Source organism: Mesorhizobium sp. M7A.F.Ca.CA.001.08.2.1, assembly GCF_003998455.1.
GTDB classification, from domain to species: Bacteria; Pseudomonadota; Alphaproteobacteria; order Rhizobiales; family Rhizobiaceae; genus Mesorhizobium; species Mesorhizobium ciceri.
The window spans coordinates 1-17,321 of the sequence record NZ_RZPW01000006.1 but is presented as its reverse complement, the minus strand read 5'-3'; the positions used below and the strand labels follow the sequence as shown (position 1 = coordinate 17,321).

Below are 17,321 nucleotides of genomic sequence, written 5' to 3'. Positions count from 1 at the left end.
GCAGGTCGACGCTTCCAGTCACTTGATATGCGATCAATGTTCACGAATATCGCACAGATCAAAAATAGCTGGCGCCGATGCCGGCAAGCCCGATCGTCTTGCCGGCAAAAGCCGCATGCTTCGTTCGCTCCACTCGATGGCTCGCTCTGCTTTTCCGCTCCATCCGAGGACGACGCTGCCCAAAATGTAGGTCAGCGCCGATGACGGACTGATCGCGAGCGCAGCTTCCAAATACACTGAAAGCAGGACTGCGGTCATGTCCATCCATGCCGATCGAAAATCACGCGAGGGTCAATGCAGACGCATCGTCGTGCCCATGGAGGATGGCGGAGCGGGCATGACGTATCGAAGCGGCGCGGATCTGCAAGCCGCTGCGTAGGAAGAGGCAATGGTGGCACATCGCAGCGTTGCTATGCGCCAGCGCGTAGGCCGGATCGAGCTCGACGTGGCGAGCGGACTCTTACCGCTTATCGCGGTGCGCTCCGACAGGCACAGAATGTCCCACTTTTCGAGGGGGGTGGAAGAGAGTGGGACAAAAAAGTACAAAAAACCCAATTAAATCAATGGCACCGAAAGCCAATGGTGGACCCGGAGGACGTCTTAAAGTTGTTGATTCATTATCTTTTTCGTGGGCCAAAATCAGAAAGCTTCCCGTATCGTTCCGCATGCTCCCGTGACGCCAAATAGTAAACTTTAGCTAACCTCGGCGAACGTTCGGTGCCATGCTCTAGAATGACCGAATAGGGGCCGTAATCGGACTGGCTGTTCCTGGGCGGGCTCGGATTGGCAAGAGCGGACCTTCAACCCCGCGATCTACTGATGCTTGCGCGTTGCCTCGGTGAACTATAGCGCCATGTTTTCGCGAAGCATAAACAAACTCTTCTTTGTAACAAGACGTTCTGTTACTGTAGCCGCTGCGTTCTAGCAAAGCGGAGGGCGGCATGCGTGCATGGAATAGCAACGGGCCGATCGCGGTCACGGCGGTCGCTGGCACCTACGTGGTCACTCTGGGCTTCGACCTTGCCGAACTGGAATGCGAGAGCCTGCTGGGCTTTTCGGTCCACCGGATCGACCACGAGGAAAACGAAGCTTATTTCCTTGAGGGCATGAAGTGTTTCGCTGAAACCGATCCGGGATTTCCGGCGGGCGCGACCTACCCCACCAATGAGCAGCCCATCCAGAGCTTCCAATGGGCCGACTACACAGCAAAACCCGGGTACCGCTACACCTACACTATCACCGCGCTCAAAGGGTCGCCTTCCTCCCTCACCGCGTCAGCCGATGTCGCGGTGGAGGTGACGACGGAGAGCCCTGAGAACGGCGACCATGATGTCTACTTCAATCGCGGTGTGGCCGCTTCACAGGCTTACGTCGACCGTTTCGGCAATCGCCGGCCGGAACAGGTCCAGAATGGGCAAGCCTGGATCTGGCTGTCTCGGGGCCTCTTTGAGGCCATGGCCGCCTTCGTCAAGGAGACAGTGCCCGGCACGCACACGCTGCGCGTCGCAGCCTACGAGTTTCACTACGAGCCCTTCCTGAAATTGTTGAAGGACGCCATCAATCGCGGCGTGGATGTCGAGATCGTCTACGATGGCCGCAAGGCCAAGCCGGGGGACAAGAACCGCGAGGCAATCGCCAAGGTTGACGAAGCCGGAGGCGAGGCGCTCGCCAATCACTGCAAGGAGCGTAGGACCAACAAGTCGTACATCTCCCACAACAAGTTCATCGTGAAGCTGGAGAATGGCGCTGCCGTGTCGGTCTGGACGGGCGGCACGAACTTTTCGGATGGCGGCATCTTTGGCCACTCCAACGTCGCGCACGTGGTCGAAGATCCCGACACGGCCGACCTCTATCTCAAATACTGGACGGCCCTGCGCGAGGATCCGACCAATGGCAAACTTAACGGCATCACGGAGGACCTTACGCCCCTTCCCGCCATGCCGCCGCCGAGCGGAACGAGCGTCATCTTTAGCCCGCGCTCGGACCTCACCGCGCTGCAATGGTATGCAGACCTTGCCATGACTGGCCGCGAAGGCGTCTTTATGACATTTGCGTTCGGCATGCACGGTCTGTTCAAGGACGTCTATCGCAACAGCGCGGCCCCGTTTCGTCTTGCCTTGCTTGAGAAGGCGACCCGTCCGTTGGAGGAAGGCAGCCCGGAGCGCGAAGCGGAGGAGGAAGCTATCCAGCTCCTGCGCAACATGCCCGAGAATACCTTCGCCATCGGGTCGCTGATCGCCACCAACAAAATAGACGGCTGGGTCCAGGAACACCTGTCCGGATTGAACCGCAACGTCAAATACGTGCACAACAAGTTTATGCTGGTCGACCCGATGTCGGACAATCCCATGGTGGTCGCTGGCTCGGCGAACTTCAGTGACGCCTCGACTGACCAGAACGACGAGAACATGCTCGTAATCGTTGGCAACACGCGGGTCGCCGACATCTACCTCGGCGAATTCATCCGCCTCTATTCCCATCACGCCTTCCGCGAGTCGCTGGCTTGGCGCGATCCCGACGATCCACCCAAGCCTTTGCGGACCGATCGCTGGTGGTCGGACCACTTTAGAAACACGGAACGTTCCGTTCGCCGCCAATTCTTCGCCCGTCGATTCTAGAAGGGTCTCGTGACACGTGCCCGGTTGCCCGCCGTTTTGGTCGCCATGCTCATCGCCTCCATCGGCCAGGTTTCCGCTGCCGAAATACGCATCCCGAACTGAACGTCCAGAGGCTGGTCTATGCCGGAGATCCTCACACCGTCTTCCCGGACGACCACGTGCGCCAGCTAGGTGACTTCGTTGATTTGCGTGCATGGCGCGACAAGGTCGACGCGGGCGGCGGCAGTTCAACGATGAGATCGTCCCCGCCTCGATAAAGACCAGGCAAGGCGATGTCGTTGTCGACCGTGACGAGCATCCAAACCCCGCGACCACCCTCGAAGGACTTGCCCGGCTGAGGCCGGTCTTCGATCCGGCCGGGACAATCACGGCCGGCAACGCCTCCGGCCTCAACGATGGTGCTGCCGCCGTGCTGGTGATGTCGGAGACGCGGATGAACGAACTGGGACTAAAGCCCATGGCCCGCATCGCGGCCTATGGTTCGGCGGGTGTCGAGCCGATGGATATGGGGCTGGGTCCCGTCGCGGCCTCACGCCTTGCTCTGGAGAAGGCCGGCTGGCAGCCATCAGAGCTCGACGTCATGGAGATAAACGAAGCCTTTGCCGCACAGGCCATTGCGGTCAACCGAGAGATGGGCTGGAACGAGGAGATCATCAACATGAGCGGCGGCGCCCTCGCGCTCGGCCATCCGCTGGCCGGGTCCGGCTGCCGCATCGTAGTGACGCTGCTCCACGAGATGACGAGGCGCAAGGCCCGCAAAGGCCTGGCCTCACTTTGCATCGGCGGCGGCCAGGGCGTGGCGATCTGCCTGGAGCGGTGATCGAGACGTTGGTAGGCCATTGCACAATGGGCCTGGCACATCGATACGCCACCCGGCATATCAAATGAAAAGCCCTTTTGCGCACTGGCGGTGAGGGCCAGAATTTCGCGCCCATTGCACGACGAGTTTTTGCTTGTGAACGCGCTGGCGGCCTGTAGCTTCGCTCATTAGGCTGGTCCGACGGAGGCAGTTTGAAGGTGACGAGCGCGAGCACGATTGTCCAGGATACGGCATGCCGCTGAAGGCAGCCGCTCATATCGAAGCCATGTCCGCCTTCGCACTTGCGAATTTCGGCGGCTACGAGCGGACAACCCTTGCCCAGAATGAGAGCGCTTTTCCGCCCAGCCCCAGGGCGATCGCTGCCGGCCAGGACACGATTGCCCGCAGTCATCTCTATCCTGACCCGGACTGGACGGCGCTGCGCGAGGCGATTGGGCGGGGCTATGGGGTCGGGGCCGATCTGATCTTGTGCGGCGCCGGTTCGATGGACCTGATCAGTTGCACCATCGCGGCCTTTGCGGGACGAGGCGACGAGGTGCTGGGCACTTCCTATGCCTATAATTTCGCAGCCTCCGCCGCCGCGCGTGTTGGTGCGGCCTACATCAAGGCGGCAGAGCACGATTTCACCGTTTCGACAGACAGCATCCTGGCTGCCGTCACGCCTGCAACGCGGATCGTCTTCGTCTGCAATCCCGGCAATCCGACCGGCACCGGTATTCGCAACGCCGAGCTGCTGCGCTTGCGCGCCGCCTTGGCGCAGGATGTGCTTCTGGTGATCGACCAGGCCTATGGCGAGTTCGACGACCAAGACCCCGGACCGATTTTTGCGCTGGTCGCGCGTGGCGATACCGTCGTGCTGCGCACGCTTTCAAAAGCCTATGGCCTGGCCGGCGCGCGCGTCGGCTGGGGAGTGTTTCCGCCTTCGGTCGCGGCCGAGGTGCGCAAGATGCAGAACTCGAACCAGGTCACGATGGCAAGCCTCGCAATGGCCGTCGCGGCCGTGGAAGACCAGGCCTATATGCGCGAAACGGTGGCCCGGACGACCCAGATTCGCGATCGGTTTGCGCATGATCTGCGGTCTGCCGGCTACCATGTTCCCGAGAGCCGGACAAATTTCGTGCTGATCGGCTTCTCCAGCACAGCCGCCGCGCAGGCAGCCGAGAGAACCTTGCGCGGCGCCGATATCATCGTCCGCGGCCTGGGCGGTTACGGCCTCACCGACTGTTTGCGCGCGACGGTCGGTCCACAAGAGATGATGGACCGGGCACTGCGCATACTGATCGACATGCCCAGCGCATAGATCCGGCGACCCCATATTCTGCATACCGAGGAGATTCGAGAATGCCGTATTTGCCCGCCCGTGATTTAATCGGCTATGGCGACAATCCTCCGGCCGTTGAATGGCCGGGCGGCGCCAAGCTGGCGCTCAACATCGTCGTCAACTACGAGGAAGGCGCCGAATACAGCATCGGCGAAGGCGACGGCGTCTCCGAGGCGATCCTGTCGGATCTTGCCGTATCCCCGGCGGTGCCGGGTCTGCGCAACCGCAACATGGAATCGCTCTACGAATACGGTTCACGCGTCGGCGTCTGGCGGCTGTTGTCACTGTTTCAGGACAAGGAGATCATCCCGACTTTTTACGTGGTGGGGCGCGCGCTCGAGCTCAATCCGGCGGCCGGCAAGGCAATCGCGGCGCTGGGCAGTGACATTGTCTGCCATGGCTGGCGCTGGATCGACTACGCACCGCTGAGCGAGGATGAGGAACGCCAGCATATCGCGATGACCGTCGATACCGTCCAGCGCCTGAGCGGCATTCGCCCGCTCGGCTGGTACACAGGCCGGCCCAGCCTCCCGAGCATGCTGTCCGGCGCATCATAAAGGGCTGTCAGCGTCGGCGCAGCGTTCACGCGCAACCGCCGCATTGGCGACGGCTTCGCGGAAAAATGAGGGATCAGATCGTTAGCGGACATGGCTGCAAGCCGGTCAATATTCTCGTGAAGACTGAGGCAGAGCCGTCCATTCGGCATATCAGGATCGGGGGCGAGGCAGACCACGGGCGCATGATAGGCTTCGCCACCGAAAAACTCGGTCAAGATGAAACCATCCTCAATATCGACGAAGGCTGCAACGGCCGCCTTGTTAGAAAATCGTACGAAGCGTTGCCAAAGCTCGGCCGAGCGCTCGCGGACCAACCTGCAAAGTGCCAGCGTCGCCAAGACGTCGGAAAGCGCATCGTGCGCACGTTCGTGCGCAACGGCATTGGCTGCCGCCAACGGTTGCAGACGAAAAGTCCGCCGGCCCTCGGAATTGCGCGGGATAATCAGCTGCGCTGGTGAAACCGCGTCGGCCGCCATCACCAAGCTGAGCGCGTCGGCCCTGCAATTCTTGTGATTGCTGGTGAGATACGCGGGATAGAGGCATTGGAACAGCGCGTGGCGCACCATCTCCTCGTCGAAGCGAATGGAGTTGAAGCCGACGAAAATTGTGGGGCTGGCCCGGAGCAAAGCTTCGCGAATACGGCTAACCATTGTGTAGTGCGATTCGAGCTGCGGATCGATGAGTTGTCCGATAGGCAGCGAGTTGGTCAGCAAGGCCGAGGGATGTGGCAAAACATGGGGCATTAGGCGCGATCGCACTTCGAACCGCCCCAGCTCGTTCAAATCCGCGTCGGTCTGCACGGCGGCGAAGTGCAATATCTGATCAAAACCGCGCTTGAGACCCGTTGTCTCCGTATCGAAGAAAACGAAGCTCATTGCTTGGACTATTCGCCTCGGCTAAGTCGGAAACGCATAGCTGCCGGGCTGACTCGGAAGCGGCGAGCGAGCGCCTCGATCGCGGCCTCATCTTCCAAGTCAATTCCACCTCCCTCGACGGCGGCAGCGAGCAAAGGCCCCGGTATCAACAGCTCCGAAGCAAAAGCGTTGGCCTCAATTTCCATCGGCTCCGTTCCGAGTGAGGCAACGTCGTCACGGAAAAGAACGCGGATGCCCTTGTCGACGTGAACTGCCTGGCGAATCTCTTGGTCGTGCAGCACGTGATGGGCCAGCTCGTGCGCCGCGGAGAATCGCTGACGGTTGGGATGATGCAGCGCGTTGATCCCGATGATGCTCACCCCGTCTTTGATATAGGCCATACCCGATAGATCTTCCTCGAGGGGCGCATATTGGAGGACGATCTTGCGGGACTTAATGATCCGCTCTATCGGGACCGGCGGCATGGCGACGCCGAAATCTTGAAGTAGCTTGCGAGCTGCTGCGCGAGCGTGCGAAACGTCCGCGATGATCACGACCCGGACCTAACATTTCTACGCGGCTTGAGAGCATTGGTGATCAGCTCTGCCACCTGAGCCTCCGCCGACTCGGATAATCTGTGATCAGTGAACGACTGATTCGAAAGCGTCATTTTGATTTCCCTCCCCGTCTGTGTTTGAGGCATCGGCGGCAACAGCTCTGCCACTTTGCTGAAATCAAGCGCGCTGGCCAAGGCGTAGACGTTATGCAGCAGGATGTTCTGCCGACCACCTTCAATGTTTGCGATCGAAGCGCGAGACATGCCGACTCTGCCCGCGAGCTGAGCCTGCGTGAGGTTCATGGCCTTCCTACGCGTCGCCACCGCATCTCCAAAAGCGCTGTAAATCGGGTCTGTTGTCATGCGCAATGTTTGCTTTCCGTTCTACCGGATGTCAATAGCACAAACATTTTGTGCTTATTGCAAACATACGAATGTGATTGTCGGTTGACACATCCAATGGATTGCGGAATCCTATTGCTGTCGGACAACGAGCCCGGCGACGACTCGAAGGAGCAATAAATGTCGAAGCGTATCCATGTCGTTCCCCATCAGGATGGTTGGGCGGCCCGCCGCGAAGGTTCTTCGCGCGTCGGTTCGATCCACGACACGCAGGCCCAAGCGACCCAAGCCGCGCGCAGCACCGCCATCCGCGAGCGTGGCGAAGTCGTCATCCACCGACCGGACGGCCGCATCCGGGACGCGAACTCCTACGGCAACGACCCGTACCCGCCGAAAGGCTGACCGAAACGAACAAGCCGCGCGAACCTGTCTTGTCGGACGGCGGCTGATCATCAAAGGACCATGCAGCTATGGCTCATTCTCTCAATCCATTCCGCGATGGCCGGCCGGCCGACCCTTTCGGTGATCCGCTAGATGCGATCCTCGCGGAAATTGCGATCAACCTTCAGCTTCCGCCCGGCCTCCATGCCAAGGCCGTCGAGCGATATGAGGCGGTCTGCCGTCATGTCGATCGTCCGGGCAGTCCTCTCGAAGGGCGGGTCTCGAGCTTCTATCCTCAGGGCTCAATGGCGATCGACGCAACTATTTCTACCCGCGGGACCGACGATGAATACGATCTCGATGCCGTAGCCGAAATCCTGGGCGGCAATGAAGGTCCAGAGGCGCTGCTCGACCTCCTTGAACGGGCGCTCAAGGGATATACGGTCTCGCGGATCGAGCGGAAGACCCGCTGCATTACCCTTTTTTATGCTGATGGCATGCACCTCGACGTGACGCCGGCCCGACGCTTGGCGGTCAAGGAGAAGGAGAGTGTGATCGCCCACGCCAAGAAGGGCCGCCCGAGCGAGCATCGCTATGTACCTATGAACGCTTTTGGCTTTTGTGCCTGGTATAATGACCGCACGCCGGTGGAAGAGCGTTTTGCCATCGCGCTTAACCGTGAGCTCTATACCAAGCACGGCCTTGCTTTCTACACTGCCGATGTCGAGGAGGTGCCCGACCAGACTCCGCTCATCATCAAGAACGTCACCACGGTCGCGCTTCAACTGATCAAGCGCCATCGCAACATTCTTTATGCGGATGCCGCGGGCCGGATGCCGCCGTCGGTCATGTTGTCCTGTCATGCCGGCCATGCGGCAATGCCGGGCATGGCCCTTACCGACATGGTTATGCGCCAGGCGCGCTGGACGGCACGGGCGATCGATCAGGCCGCGCGTCAGAACAAGTTGCTCGACGTTCCAAATCCCGAATTTTACGAGGAGCGCTTCACCGACCGCTGGCCCGACAACCAAGCCCGGCAGCGGCATTATGCGCGGGCACTTAACACCCTCGCCGATGGCCTTCAGGCCGCCCGGGAGAGTGGCATGCAGCTCGAGGATCTTCAGGACTGGCTTCGCGAGCAGTTCGGTGAGCGCGTCGTGACCCGTTCGGTCGATGCCTTCAACAAGCGGCTTGGCCAACAGATTCGGGCCGGTCAGCATGGCTATACCCGCACAGGAGGCCTCTTTACGCCGGCGGCGCCAGCGATCATCACCGGCGCCAGCGCCCTGGCGCCGGTGGCGGCGCGCGCCCACACCAACATGGGTGAGAGGCGCTGACCATGGTGTTCGGCATCGATGCGCAGATCAAGGCGATGCAGTCGATCTGGCCGGAACTCACCCTGGTCGCGCGCGAAGCCGAAACCGCCGTTTGGAAAGGGCCGGTGCGGCCACTGCTTCAAACCTACCTCGTCGGCATCCTTTACCGTGCGCCGATGCCCATTGAAAATCTAGACCCACGCCGCCTGCAGCCGCGCGTCTCGATCCTATCGCCCGCTCTGCGGCCACGCCCCGGCGATTCTGAAGGTCGCCTGCCGCACGTCTATTACAGCCCTGATGGAAATGTGACGCTGTGCCTGCTCGATCCCGAGGCAGGCGACTGGTCGCCAGTCGATCTGATCGCGGAGACGACGGTGCCTTGGACCATCGAATGGCTGGCCGCCTATGAAGGCTGGCGCGCCACCGGCAAATGGACGGCGAGTGGCCGTCATGTGGAGGCCGCCAATGGCTAAGACCAAAGCCCAGCAAAAGGTGCAGTCGGCACTCTGGGCGCGCGCGGCCGGACGCTGCCAGTACCGTGGCTGCAATCACGATCTCGTCGGCGACCTCATCTCCGGCAATGAGGACGCGTTGTTCGGATTCATCGCCCATATTGTAGCCGACAGTCCAACCGGACCGCGCGGCGATCCTGTCCGCTCGGCAAAGCTGGCTAAGAGCCTCGACAATCTGATGCTCCTATGTTCGGTCCATCACAAACTGATCGATGTAGACGATGAGGACGGCCATCCCGAAGCACTCTTGCTGGCAATGAAAGCCGAGCACGAGGCACGGGTAGCGCTGTTGACAGGGATCGACGATGACCGCGCATCCCATGTTCTGCGGTTCGGTGCCAGTATAGGCGCGAATGAGGCCCTGGTTTCCACTCGCGCTATCTTCACCGCGATGCCGCCCGATCATCATCCAGCCAGTCAACAGACGATTGACCTGGAGATGACCGGCAACGCTTTCACCGATGCCGATCCCACTTTCTGGGCGATGCAACAAATAAATCTGCAGCGCAATTTCGCGGCGCGTGTCGGAGGTCGGATCGAGCGCCAGGATATCCGGCACCTAAGCGTATTCGCCCTTGCTCCGCAGCCCTTGCTAGTCGAGCTAGGGCGGCTCTTGTGCGATATTGTCCCCATGGTCGTGCACCAGCGTCACCGTGAACCGGCGACATGGGCATGGCAGCGCGACTGCCCAACGATCCGCTACAGCCGGAGGGAGCCTGCCGTGGATCGCGCCGGGGCGGTGGCACTAAAGCTGGGCGTCAGTGCGACCATCACCGACGGCCGGATCGAAAGGGTACTGGGGGAGGACGCTGCGATCTGGAGCCTGTGCGCCGAGGCCCCACACAACGACATCGTTCGATGCCCCGAGGATCAGGTCGCTTACCGCCAGGCGCTTCGATTGCTATTCGATGCCATCAAAGCACGCCATGGCGACACAACACCAATCCATGTCTTTCCCGCATTACCCGCATCGCTGGCAGTGGAAACCGGGAGGGTGTGGATGCCGAAGGCTGATCCCGACCTTCGCGTCTATGATCAGCAACGCGAAAAAGGTTTCGTACCGGCACTGACGATCGGGGTTCTGGAATGAAGATCAGACCAGGCAACGAGCGCGATACCGCGGCAATCTCAGAAAACGCAACCTGGGGAGCGCTATGGCACGCAATCTGATCCTGCTGCTGGATGGCACCAGCAACGAGGTCAATGATAATCTCACCAATGTGGTGAAACTTTTTCGCTGTGCAGAGCGCAGCGACAGCCAGCGCGTCTTCTACCATCCAGGTATCGGTACGGTGCCTCTCGTCACCGACTGGAGTCCTGCCAGACAAAGCGCGATGGCCGCCTTCGGGCTAGCCACGGGTTGTGGGCTCGATGCGAACATTCTCGCCGCCTATTGCTATCTGATCGACACCTATCAGCCTGGTGACCGGATCTTTCTGTTCGGTTTCAGCCGAGGTGCTTACACCGCGCGAGCGGTTGCAGGTCTGATCCATCTCCTAGGTTTGCTTGAACCCGACCAACACAACCTGGTCGACTATGCGCTCAAGGCCTATAAGCGAGCTCACCATGAGGATAGCCTCGAAGCCGCCTGGCAGTTTCGGCGGGTGATTGGTGGGCGCCGGGTACCAGTTCATTTCCTCGGCGTCTGGGACACCGTCGCTTCGGTGTTCGTACGCCCCGGGCTATTTCGTCTGCCTACTCAGTCCTTCCTGCCTTACACCAAATCCAATCCCAGCGTCCGCGTCTTCCGCCAAGCGGCGGCGATTGATGAGCGTCGACGCATGTTCCGCCTCTACAGCTGGACGCCAAGGCAGTCCTTTAGACCTGATCCGTTCGCTGAGGCTGAAGGCGCGCAAAATGAGCAGACGGTCTGGTTTGCCGGGGACCATTCCGATGTCGGTGGTGGTTGGGCAGAGGCTGAAAGCCAAATTGCAAAATTCCCACTGGTCTGGATGACTCGTGAGGCGCAAAAAAACGGCTTCCGGATCGATGAAAGCATGTTTCGTCATCTTGCCGAAGGCGACCCCCTGCCCGGCGGGAAGCGTATGTATGTCGCACCCGACGCGAAGGGACCCATCCACAATTCGATGACTGCCGCATGGTGGCCGCTGGAGTTTCTCCCCAAGAACCGCAAGTGGAAGTGCTTCCCGGAGATGAGCACTGGTGGTGGCTACTATCTTCCGCGCGCGGAGCCGCGCAACATCCCCGAAGGTGCACTGCTCCACCACTCGGTCATTGAGCGGATGGCCACGGGCTATAAACCGACCAATCTTCCAGATGACTTCACGCTAGTCGGTCCTAGCACCGGAGCAACCTGCAACCAGCGAGGCCAGCGATGATCGAACATCTCGAAATCGGACGATCCGGCTATTTTTATCAGCGGAAACGCTCACTTTCGAACGACGCGATCGACAAGCTCTTCCGCGCTCTGCGCGCGCAGACGCGCCAACCTTCGCAGAACTTGTTCCGGATCGATCGGGTGGCATTGGGTGAAGCACGCTACTCCGCAATCTGCTTCTCTTATGAACGAGACGTTTCATTTCTAGCCGCGGAGGCTGAAGTCATCGAGCGGGTGTTCGGGTATGTGGTGGTCGTCGAGCGCGGCCCACACGTAGCGGTGTTCAAGTCTGGCCTCGACATTCCGTCCGCGTTCAAGACGGCGTTTCTCGGTAAGATTGCGAATGAGCGCATCGAACGTGCGATCGCGCGGCACGATGCCGTGTTTGAGAAGCTTCGATTGCGCAACATGTCGATTTCGCCGCTCGCCCTTCGTTCAAAGACCCTTGAGGCCCGTGACCTCGAAAACGCGGTGGCTACGAACAGCGCTAGCCGCTTCATTCCGCAGGGGTACAGCGTGCGCCGCGCGGACGGCGTTTACTCAGCGACGCCGACCACGGGAAGGATTTCCTTGCGCGCCGATCGTGCGGGGGTGGAGGCTGCGGTTGCCTGGGCGACAGAGATCTCGGAGTTGCTGGAAGCCGAGGTCGGTGCTGTGGCAGGCTTCATCCGCAATTTTGCCCGCCCGATCGAACTAACCGCGCTTCCAGCGCAGGTTCGCCCAACCTTTGTCGGCATTGATACCATGGGTCTGGCCGATGCCCTGTTCACTGTAGACGACGGCATTCGACTGATACGTGAGGGTGACAATGGCGTAGAAGCGCTGCCTCAAGCAGAAGCGGAAGCCCTGTTAAGAGCGCTTGAACCAGCTTTTCTGATTGTCACCCGCCGAGGCCTTCACGAGGTCAGAGCAGGCGACGGCACTACCCAAATAGCAACCCTGCGCATCGGAGCCACGCGGATCGCCCTGCAAGCGCTCGATCTTCTGGCTATCGCCGGCATCTCTATCGAACGGCGCGAGTTTCCGTTGGGCGAGGATATCGACGCCGTGTCGCTTGCTCGATTCATCGACCGCGAGAACCTCTTCACCATACTCTTCAGCGACCTTGCTCTCGCGTACATCGATGGCGCGCTGTTTCGCGACGAAGCACTGGCGAGTGGCGGCACGGCATTGCTCGCACATCTTCAAGTCAATCAGTCACTTGAGCAGAGTACCAGTGAGAAGGGTACATTCGCGCCAGGGCAGATCGTCTTCACCCAAGGTTCTGTATTCCGCTCGGTGGTCGACACAATCGCGACTAGTGAAGATGTGCTGCTCTGTGACGATCTTGGGGATGAATGGGCCGATTTCATCGGGATCAGCACTACCAGCAGTCCAAAGATGATCAGCTTCTATCATGCGAAGCACGGCAATCCATCACTCAGCGCTTCAGCGTTTCATGACTCAGTCGGCCAGGCCATTAAGAATCTGGGCCGGATGAGGCTCCCCAGCGACATGCTTCCCGGGAAACTGGCAACCTGGGACGACCGATACCGTAATGGTGGCGTTCAAACCGAAATTGCCCGCATGATCCGTGGCGGGACTCTGCAGGAAATCGCTGTGAAGCTCGACGCGGCGCGCTCGGCTCCCGATGTGCTCCAGCGCGTGTTCATCGTCACGTCCTCACTGAGCCGAACCCAAGTACAGGATGTGCTAACCGCAGCAACGCAGGGAACGACGCCTTCACCGCATTTCGTTCAGTTGTATTGGCTGCTGATGAGCTATTTTTCAGCCTGCGTCGAGATGGGTGTCCGGGGATATGTGGTGTGTCGCCCATGAGAAAAGCCGTAGTCACGTATCGAACGACCGCTTTTTGGATGTTACATTGAGCCTGATGTACGGCAGAGACTAGGCGCAAAGCCGCCATTCGGCTTCCACTATGCCCAGATCGCATGCCGTCACGTTCGGACGCTCAGTCAAAGCGAACGAGATCTAATCCTGAAGGATCAGCCGGCCGGGATTACCGGCGCAGCCGGATCGTGAGGTCCGGGAACATGGCCGGCAGGAACCACTGCCGCCGCGCCTAAAACGTGCTTCTCTTGATCATCGAAGAAAATGTGGGCCCCGAGCGCCTTCAGGATTGGTGCTTTCTCACGGCTGCCTACGAAGTGCGCCTCGTCAGCCGGTGTTCCCCACGCTCTCAACGTCCGAATTACGCGCTCATGCGCAGGGGCGTTCCGGGCAGTGACAAGTGCGATGCGGACCTTACTCACGTTGCCCTCATTAAGGAAAACTCGGCGCAATGCCGATAATTTGTGAAGAAAATTGCCAAACGGGCCGCGCGCCATCGGATTGCTCGCGTTCGCGGTCTCATGCGCAAGGAAAGCCTCCAGGCCCTTTTCCTTGTAGATTGCGTCGGACTCGGGGCCAAACACTACAGCATCGCCGTCGAACGCGACCCGGACCTCGCCCTGGGGTGTTTCGGCACGATCCTTGGGTGCCAAGCCAAGCCGCGCAGCGGCTGCTCCGCCGTCCACCGCTCCTTTTACATCCGTGTCCGCGTTTGAGAGAAATAGGTCGATGCCCCAAGCAGGAACAAAAGGAGCAAGTGACCGCCCGCTAGTAAAACTGCCTGTCTTGACGACAAGCCCATAATGATCGATCGACTTGAACGCTCGGAGAGAGAGGTCGGGCGAGTTCTGGGACAGAAGGATCACTTCAACATACGGAGCAGCCTCAGAATCGTTCAGCGCGAGTAACCGCTCGACTACCTCAAAGCCAGCACCCCTGCGGAGGATCACGTCCTCGCGTTCGAGCTGCATGGCCGCATACGACTTAACGCCGTAGTTCTCGAATACGCGATGTTCCTCCTCCAGATCAAAAAGAGCGCGCGTAGAGATTCCGATGCGGAGAGGGCTGGCCCTTAGCGTAGACCCTGGATCGCCATTCCCCTTGTCATCTTCGGCTGTAAGAGCGGCTTCCGCGATTTCCATTTGCCCTTCCTCCGATATTAAGCCAGCGTAGGCAATGCCCTTTCTATATTTGACCCATTTCGGAAGAATTGAAGATCTGCGGTTCATTGCAGATCGCTGTCATTTCATCGCGATTTCCTAACTTTTCAAATGCCAGATGGACTTGGGAGCATCGACACGTCGTGGCAAGGTCCACTATTGTGGTCTAAGCCCTCGAAGCAGCGATATTCGACTGGACTTCATACGGCAACGAAGCATTGGTGTTGCCAGCGCAGCAGAAGAACAATGGATTAAGAACGAGCAGAATCTCCAGCCCGCCGAGACAGCGGGCTTCGGCCAGTACAAGCGCCGGAATGGTCCGGGCTTCTAACTGATGGAGATTTGAAATGTCTATCTTCAACAACACCACTATGAAGGCCTACAATGCGGAAGCCGCCGATACGGCACCCCGCGTCGACAACAGCCCCCCAACCCGGAAGCCGCGCGAGAAGTCCGTGGTGACCGTCTCGATGACGGTCAAGAAGGCAAAGGACGAAGCGCCCGCAGCGCCTACCAAAACCGACATCGTCCTCAAGAAGCTGAAGTCGGCCAAAGGCGCTACAATCCAAACCCTGATGGATGCGACGGGATGGCAGGCGCATTCGGTGCGGGGTTTCCTCTCCGGTACCGTCATGAAGAAGCTTGGCCACGAACTGCTCAGCGAAACCGGCAAGGACGGACAAAGGCGGTACCGCATTGCCGAGGCGAAGACCGCCGGTTGACCTTGATGCGCAAAAGACAGGATCTGGATAGTGAGATCGCCGGGATCGGCGATCTCACGCGTGATGAACTCACGGCAGCATGGACAAAGGCCTATGGCTGCCCGCCGCCCAAAGGGGTCAAACGTGGGTTGCTTGAACGGTCGGCCGCCTGGCATGTCCAGGCCAAGCGACTGGGTAGTTTACCTTCGACCGTCAAGAAAACACTCGGAGCAGGCAACGCGCGCCGGTCCAACGTAAAGGCTGTCCAACCGAGCAATACTGGACCGGATCGCCGGGAGGGAGTTCAATCGGCCCGGCCAACGTCATCGGACAAGGTAGTGGCGTCGCCGCCGAGATCTATTCCACCCAAGGCCGGCTCGCGCCTAATGCGAGAATGGAATGGCCGGATGCACATCGTCGAAGTCGTTGACGACGGCTTTGTACTTGACGGGAAGACCTACGGATCGCTGTCGGCTGTCGCCCGCCGCATTACCGGCGCCCATTGGTCTGGCCCGAGGTTCTTTGGCCTTTGACAGCAATCCCTCGCCTCAACTGCGCGATCTACACTCGCAAATCGACCGAAGAGGGATTGGAGCAGGAATTCAATTCGCTCGATGCCCAGCGCGAAGCGTGCGCCGCCTTTATCGCATCGCAGGTCGGTCTTGGCTGGAAGTTGATGCCAAACCACTACGATGACGGCGGGATTTCGGGTGGCACGATGGAGCGCCCTGCCCTGCAGCGTCTGCTGCAAGACATCCGGGACAAAAAAGTCGATGTGGTGGTTGTCTACAAGATCGACCGCCTCACCCGTTCGCTGATGGATTTTTCCAAGATCGTTGAGATCTTCGATGCCAGCTCTGTTTCGTTTGTCTCGGTCACGCAGCAGTTCAACACCACAACCTCAATGGGCAGGCTCACGCTCAACGTGCTCTTGTCCTTCGCCCAGTTCGAGCGAGAGGTTACAGCAGAGCGTATCCGCGACAAGATCGCGGCCTCGAAGAAGAAAGGCATGTGGATGGGTGGCGTGGTGCCCCTGGGCTATCGCGTCGAGTACCGCAAGCTGGTGATTGACGAAACCGAGGCACAAACAGTCAGACACCTCTTCGCCCGCTATCTCACCCTGAGGTCAGTGCGCGACCTTGTCGATGAGGCTGCGAGCGACGGGCTTTCCACACGATCGCGACAACTCAAACACGGATCAGTTGCCGTCACCATGCCGTTTTGTCGCGGCAACCTCTACCACCTGCTTTCGAACCCGGTCTACGTCGGCAAGATCAGGCACAAGGACCAGGTCTACGATGGCGAGCACGAGCCGATCATCACGTCGGCTACGTTCGAACAGGCCCAGGTGCTTCTCGCCTCGCAGGCGCCGCAGCGGCGAAGCCATTCCAATGTCACGCAAGCCCATTTGCTCACCGGTTTGCTCTTTGATGAAGCCGGCGAGAAACTGCGATCGGTTCATGCCAACAAGCAAGGTGTTCGCTACCGATACTATGTCTCAAAGCAGTTCGTCGACGAGCGCAGGAAAGGTTCCGAGGGCTGGCGTCTTCCGGCACCCGCACTTGAATCAGTTGTTGAGCATCGCCTGAATCGGATTCTCAGTGATCAAGCCCAACTGTCTGATTGGATTCGGCAATGGGCAGACTCTGGAGAAATCCAGGCAGCGATGCGGCGAGTTGACGAGATGCGGTCGTGTTGGGCCTCAGGCACTACGGATGCGAAGCGATCTCTGCTCCAAAAGATCGTTCGCAGGATCACCCTCAAGCTTGGATTATTGACCATCGAACTGGATCGCCGCTCGCTATCGGAATTGCTTCTCGACCGGACACTGCCACCAAACGAGGGCGCCCAGGTAACTTCCATCGAATGCCCAATCGGTATGAAGCGGCGCGGCGTCGAAACGCGGATCTTGCTTACAGACGGATCTAACATCAGCCGAGAACTCGATGGTGCTTTGATCGACCTTCTGCGTCGAGCCCACTTGTACCTCGGCCAACTTACCGACGGAGCCCACC

The 17,321-nt window shown here is 59.6% G+C and carries 16 protein-coding genes and 2 pseudogenes; 13 read left to right on the top strand and 5 right to left on the bottom strand.

What is annotated here, in order from left to right; genetic code table 11:
* Nucleotides 1–102: 102 nt before the first annotated feature.
* Nucleotides 103–451, bottom strand: a pseudogene (locus tag EN914_RS00970) (transcriptional regulator); the annotation flags it as partial.
* 490 nt (nucleotides 452–941) lie between these two features.
* Between EN914_RS00970 and EN914_RS00965 the strand changes: the two are divergent.
* From EN914_RS00965 to EN914_RS00950, 4 genes are all read left to right on the top strand, one after another.
* Nucleotides 942–2,618: a phospholipase D-like domain-containing protein gene (locus EN914_RS00965; RefSeq protein WP_024505463.1), complete on the top strand. Its 1,677-nt coding sequence runs from the start codon at nucleotides 942–944 to the stop codon at nucleotides 2,616–2,618.
* Nucleotides 2,619–2,811: 193 nt separating this feature from the next.
* Nucleotides 2,812–3,438 carry an acetyl-CoA C-acyltransferase gene (locus EN914_RS00960; protein ID WP_024505462.1) on the top strand — a complete coding sequence of 209 codons (627 nt, stop codon included), beginning with the start codon at nucleotides 2,812–2,814 and terminating at the stop codon, nucleotides 3,436–3,438.
* 232 nt (nucleotides 3,439–3,670) lie between these two features.
* Nucleotides 3,671–4,738, top strand: coding sequence for a histidinol-phosphate transaminase (locus EN914_RS00955; RefSeq protein WP_024505461.1), 1,068 nt, complete (start codon nucleotides 3,671–3,673; stop codon nucleotides 4,736–4,738).
* 41 nt (nucleotides 4,739–4,779) lie between these two features.
* Entirely contained in the window at nucleotides 4,780–5,316 is a 537-nt protein-coding gene (locus EN914_RS00950; RefSeq protein ID WP_024505460.1) for a polysaccharide deacetylase family protein, read from the top strand.
* A 332-nt stretch (nucleotides 5,317–5,648) separates the two neighbouring features.
* On the opposite strand, the pseudogene EN914_RS38975 reads toward EN914_RS00950, so the two are convergent.
* From EN914_RS38975 to EN914_RS00935, 3 genes and pseudogenes are all read right to left on the bottom strand, one after another.
* Nucleotides 5,649–6,191 (bottom strand): annotated as a pseudogene (locus tag EN914_RS38975) (exonuclease domain-containing protein); the annotation flags it as partial.
* Between the two features lie 8 nt (nucleotides 6,192–6,199).
* Nucleotides 6,200–6,724 (bottom strand): ImmA/IrrE family metallo-endopeptidase, encoded by a 525-nt coding sequence (locus EN914_RS00940; RefSeq protein ID WP_407067769.1) that lies wholly within the window; start codon nucleotides 6,722–6,724, stop codon nucleotides 6,200–6,202.
* Nucleotides 6,721–7,089, bottom strand: coding sequence for a helix-turn-helix domain-containing protein (locus tag EN914_RS00935; RefSeq protein WP_024505457.1), 369 nt, complete (start codon nucleotides 7,087–7,089; stop codon nucleotides 6,721–6,723). Before EN914_RS00935 ends, EN914_RS00940 begins: the two co-directional genes overlap by 4 nt.
* 159 nt (nucleotides 7,090–7,248) lie before the next feature.
* Here EN914_RS00935 and EN914_RS00930 point away from each other — a divergent pair, with 159 nt between their 5' ends.
* From EN914_RS00930 to EN914_RS38970, 6 genes are all read left to right on the top strand, one after another.
* Nucleotides 7,249–7,470 carry a DUF2188 domain-containing protein gene (locus EN914_RS00930; RefSeq protein WP_024505456.1) on the top strand — a complete coding sequence of 74 codons (222 nt, stop codon included), beginning with the start codon at nucleotides 7,249–7,251 and terminating at the stop codon, nucleotides 7,468–7,470.
* Between the two features lie 68 nt (nucleotides 7,471–7,538).
* Entirely contained in the window at nucleotides 7,539–8,786 is a 1,248-nt protein-coding gene (locus EN914_RS00925; RefSeq protein ID WP_024505455.1) for a nucleotidyltransferase, read from the top strand.
* A gap of 2 nt (nucleotides 8,787–8,788) precedes the next feature.
* Entirely contained in the window at nucleotides 8,789–9,238 is a 450-nt protein-coding gene (locus tag EN914_RS00920) for a hypothetical protein (protein ID WP_024505454.1), read from the top strand.
* A complete protein-coding gene (locus EN914_RS00915) occupies nucleotides 9,231–10,367 on the top strand; it encodes an SAVED domain-containing protein (RefSeq protein ID WP_024505453.1) in 1,137 nt (378 codons plus the stop codon). Before EN914_RS00920 ends, EN914_RS00915 begins: the two co-directional genes overlap by 8 nt.
* Before the next feature lie 64 nt (nucleotides 10,368–10,431).
* Nucleotides 10,432–11,616 (top strand): DUF2235 domain-containing protein, encoded by a 1,185-nt coding sequence (locus tag EN914_RS00910; RefSeq protein ID WP_024505452.1) that lies wholly within the window; start codon nucleotides 10,432–10,434, stop codon nucleotides 11,614–11,616.
* A complete protein-coding gene (locus EN914_RS38970) occupies nucleotides 11,613–13,433 on the top strand; it encodes a hypothetical protein (RefSeq protein WP_024505451.1) in 1,821 nt (606 codons plus the stop codon). The genes EN914_RS00910 and EN914_RS38970 overlap by 4 nt, the downstream gene beginning before the upstream one ends.
* A gap of 167 nt (nucleotides 13,434–13,600) precedes the next feature.
* Here EN914_RS38970 and EN914_RS00900 read toward each other — a convergent pair whose 3' ends face one another.
* Nucleotides 13,601–14,587: a 5'-nucleotidase gene (locus EN914_RS00900; RefSeq protein ID WP_024505450.1), complete on the bottom strand. Its 987-nt coding sequence runs from the start codon at nucleotides 14,585–14,587 to the stop codon at nucleotides 13,601–13,603.
* Nucleotides 14,588–14,952: 365 nt separating this feature from the next.
* On the opposite strand from EN914_RS00900, the gene EN914_RS00895 reads away from it, so the two are divergent.
* The 3 genes from EN914_RS00895 to EN914_RS00885 all read left to right on the top strand — a co-directional run.
* Nucleotides 14,953–15,327 (top strand): DUF3489 domain-containing protein, encoded by a 375-nt coding sequence (locus EN914_RS00895; protein ID WP_024505449.1) that lies wholly within the window; start codon nucleotides 14,953–14,955, stop codon nucleotides 15,325–15,327.
* A gap of 5 nt (nucleotides 15,328–15,332) precedes the next feature.
* Nucleotides 15,333–15,839, top strand: a complete 507-nt coding sequence (locus tag EN914_RS00890) for a DUF2924 domain-containing protein (RefSeq protein ID WP_081714441.1) — start codon at nucleotides 15,333–15,335, stop codon at nucleotides 15,837–15,839.
* Between the two features lie 56 nt (nucleotides 15,840–15,895).
* A partial coding sequence (locus EN914_RS00885; protein WP_245497795.1) for a recombinase family protein occupies nucleotides 15,896–17,321 on the top strand: 1,426 nt, incomplete at its 3' end.

Bases quoted from the DNA above. Each gene is read 5' to 3' on its own strand.
- EN914_RS00895 (WP_024505449.1), top strand. From the start codon at position 14,953: ATGTCTATCTTCAACAACACCACTATGAAGGCCTACAATGCGGAAGCC.
- EN914_RS00900 (WP_024505450.1), bottom strand. From the start codon at position 14,587: ATGGAAATCGCGGAAGCCGCTCTTACAGCCGAAGATGACAAGGGGAAT.
- EN914_RS00915 (WP_024505453.1), top strand. From the start codon at position 9,231: ATGGCTAAGACCAAAGCCCAGCAAAAGGTGCAGTCGGCACTCTGGGCG.
- EN914_RS00960 (WP_024505462.1), top strand. From the start codon at position 2,812: ATGGCGCGACAAGGTCGACGCGGGCGGCGGCAGTTCAACGATGAGATC.
- EN914_RS00910 (WP_024505452.1), top strand. From the start codon at position 10,432: ATGGCACGCAATCTGATCCTGCTGCTGGATGGCACCAGCAACGAGGTC.
- EN914_RS00925 (WP_024505455.1), top strand. From the start codon at position 7,539: ATGGCTCATTCTCTCAATCCATTCCGCGATGGCCGGCCGGCCGACCCT.
- EN914_RS00935 (WP_024505457.1), bottom strand. From the start codon at position 7,089: ATGACAACAGACCCGATTTACAGCGCTTTTGGAGATGCGGTGGCGACG.
- EN914_RS00965 (WP_024505463.1), top strand. From the start codon at position 942: ATGCGTGCATGGAATAGCAACGGGCCGATCGCGGTCACGGCGGTCGCT.
- EN914_RS00890 (WP_081714441.1), top strand. From the start codon at position 15,333: ATGCGCAAAAGACAGGATCTGGATAGTGAGATCGCCGGGATCGGCGAT.
- EN914_RS00920 (WP_024505454.1), top strand. From the start codon at position 8,789: ATGGTGTTCGGCATCGATGCGCAGATCAAGGCGATGCAGTCGATCTGG.
- EN914_RS38970 (WP_024505451.1), top strand. From the start codon at position 11,613: ATGATCGAACATCTCGAAATCGGACGATCCGGCTATTTTTATCAGCGG.
- EN914_RS00950 (WP_024505460.1), top strand. From the start codon at position 4,780: ATGCCGTATTTGCCCGCCCGTGATTTAATCGGCTATGGCGACAATCCT.
- EN914_RS00930 (WP_024505456.1), top strand. From the start codon at position 7,249: ATGTCGAAGCGTATCCATGTCGTTCCCCATCAGGATGGTTGGGCGGCC.
- EN914_RS00955 (WP_024505461.1), top strand. From the start codon at position 3,671: ATGCCGCTGAAGGCAGCCGCTCATATCGAAGCCATGTCCGCCTTCGCA.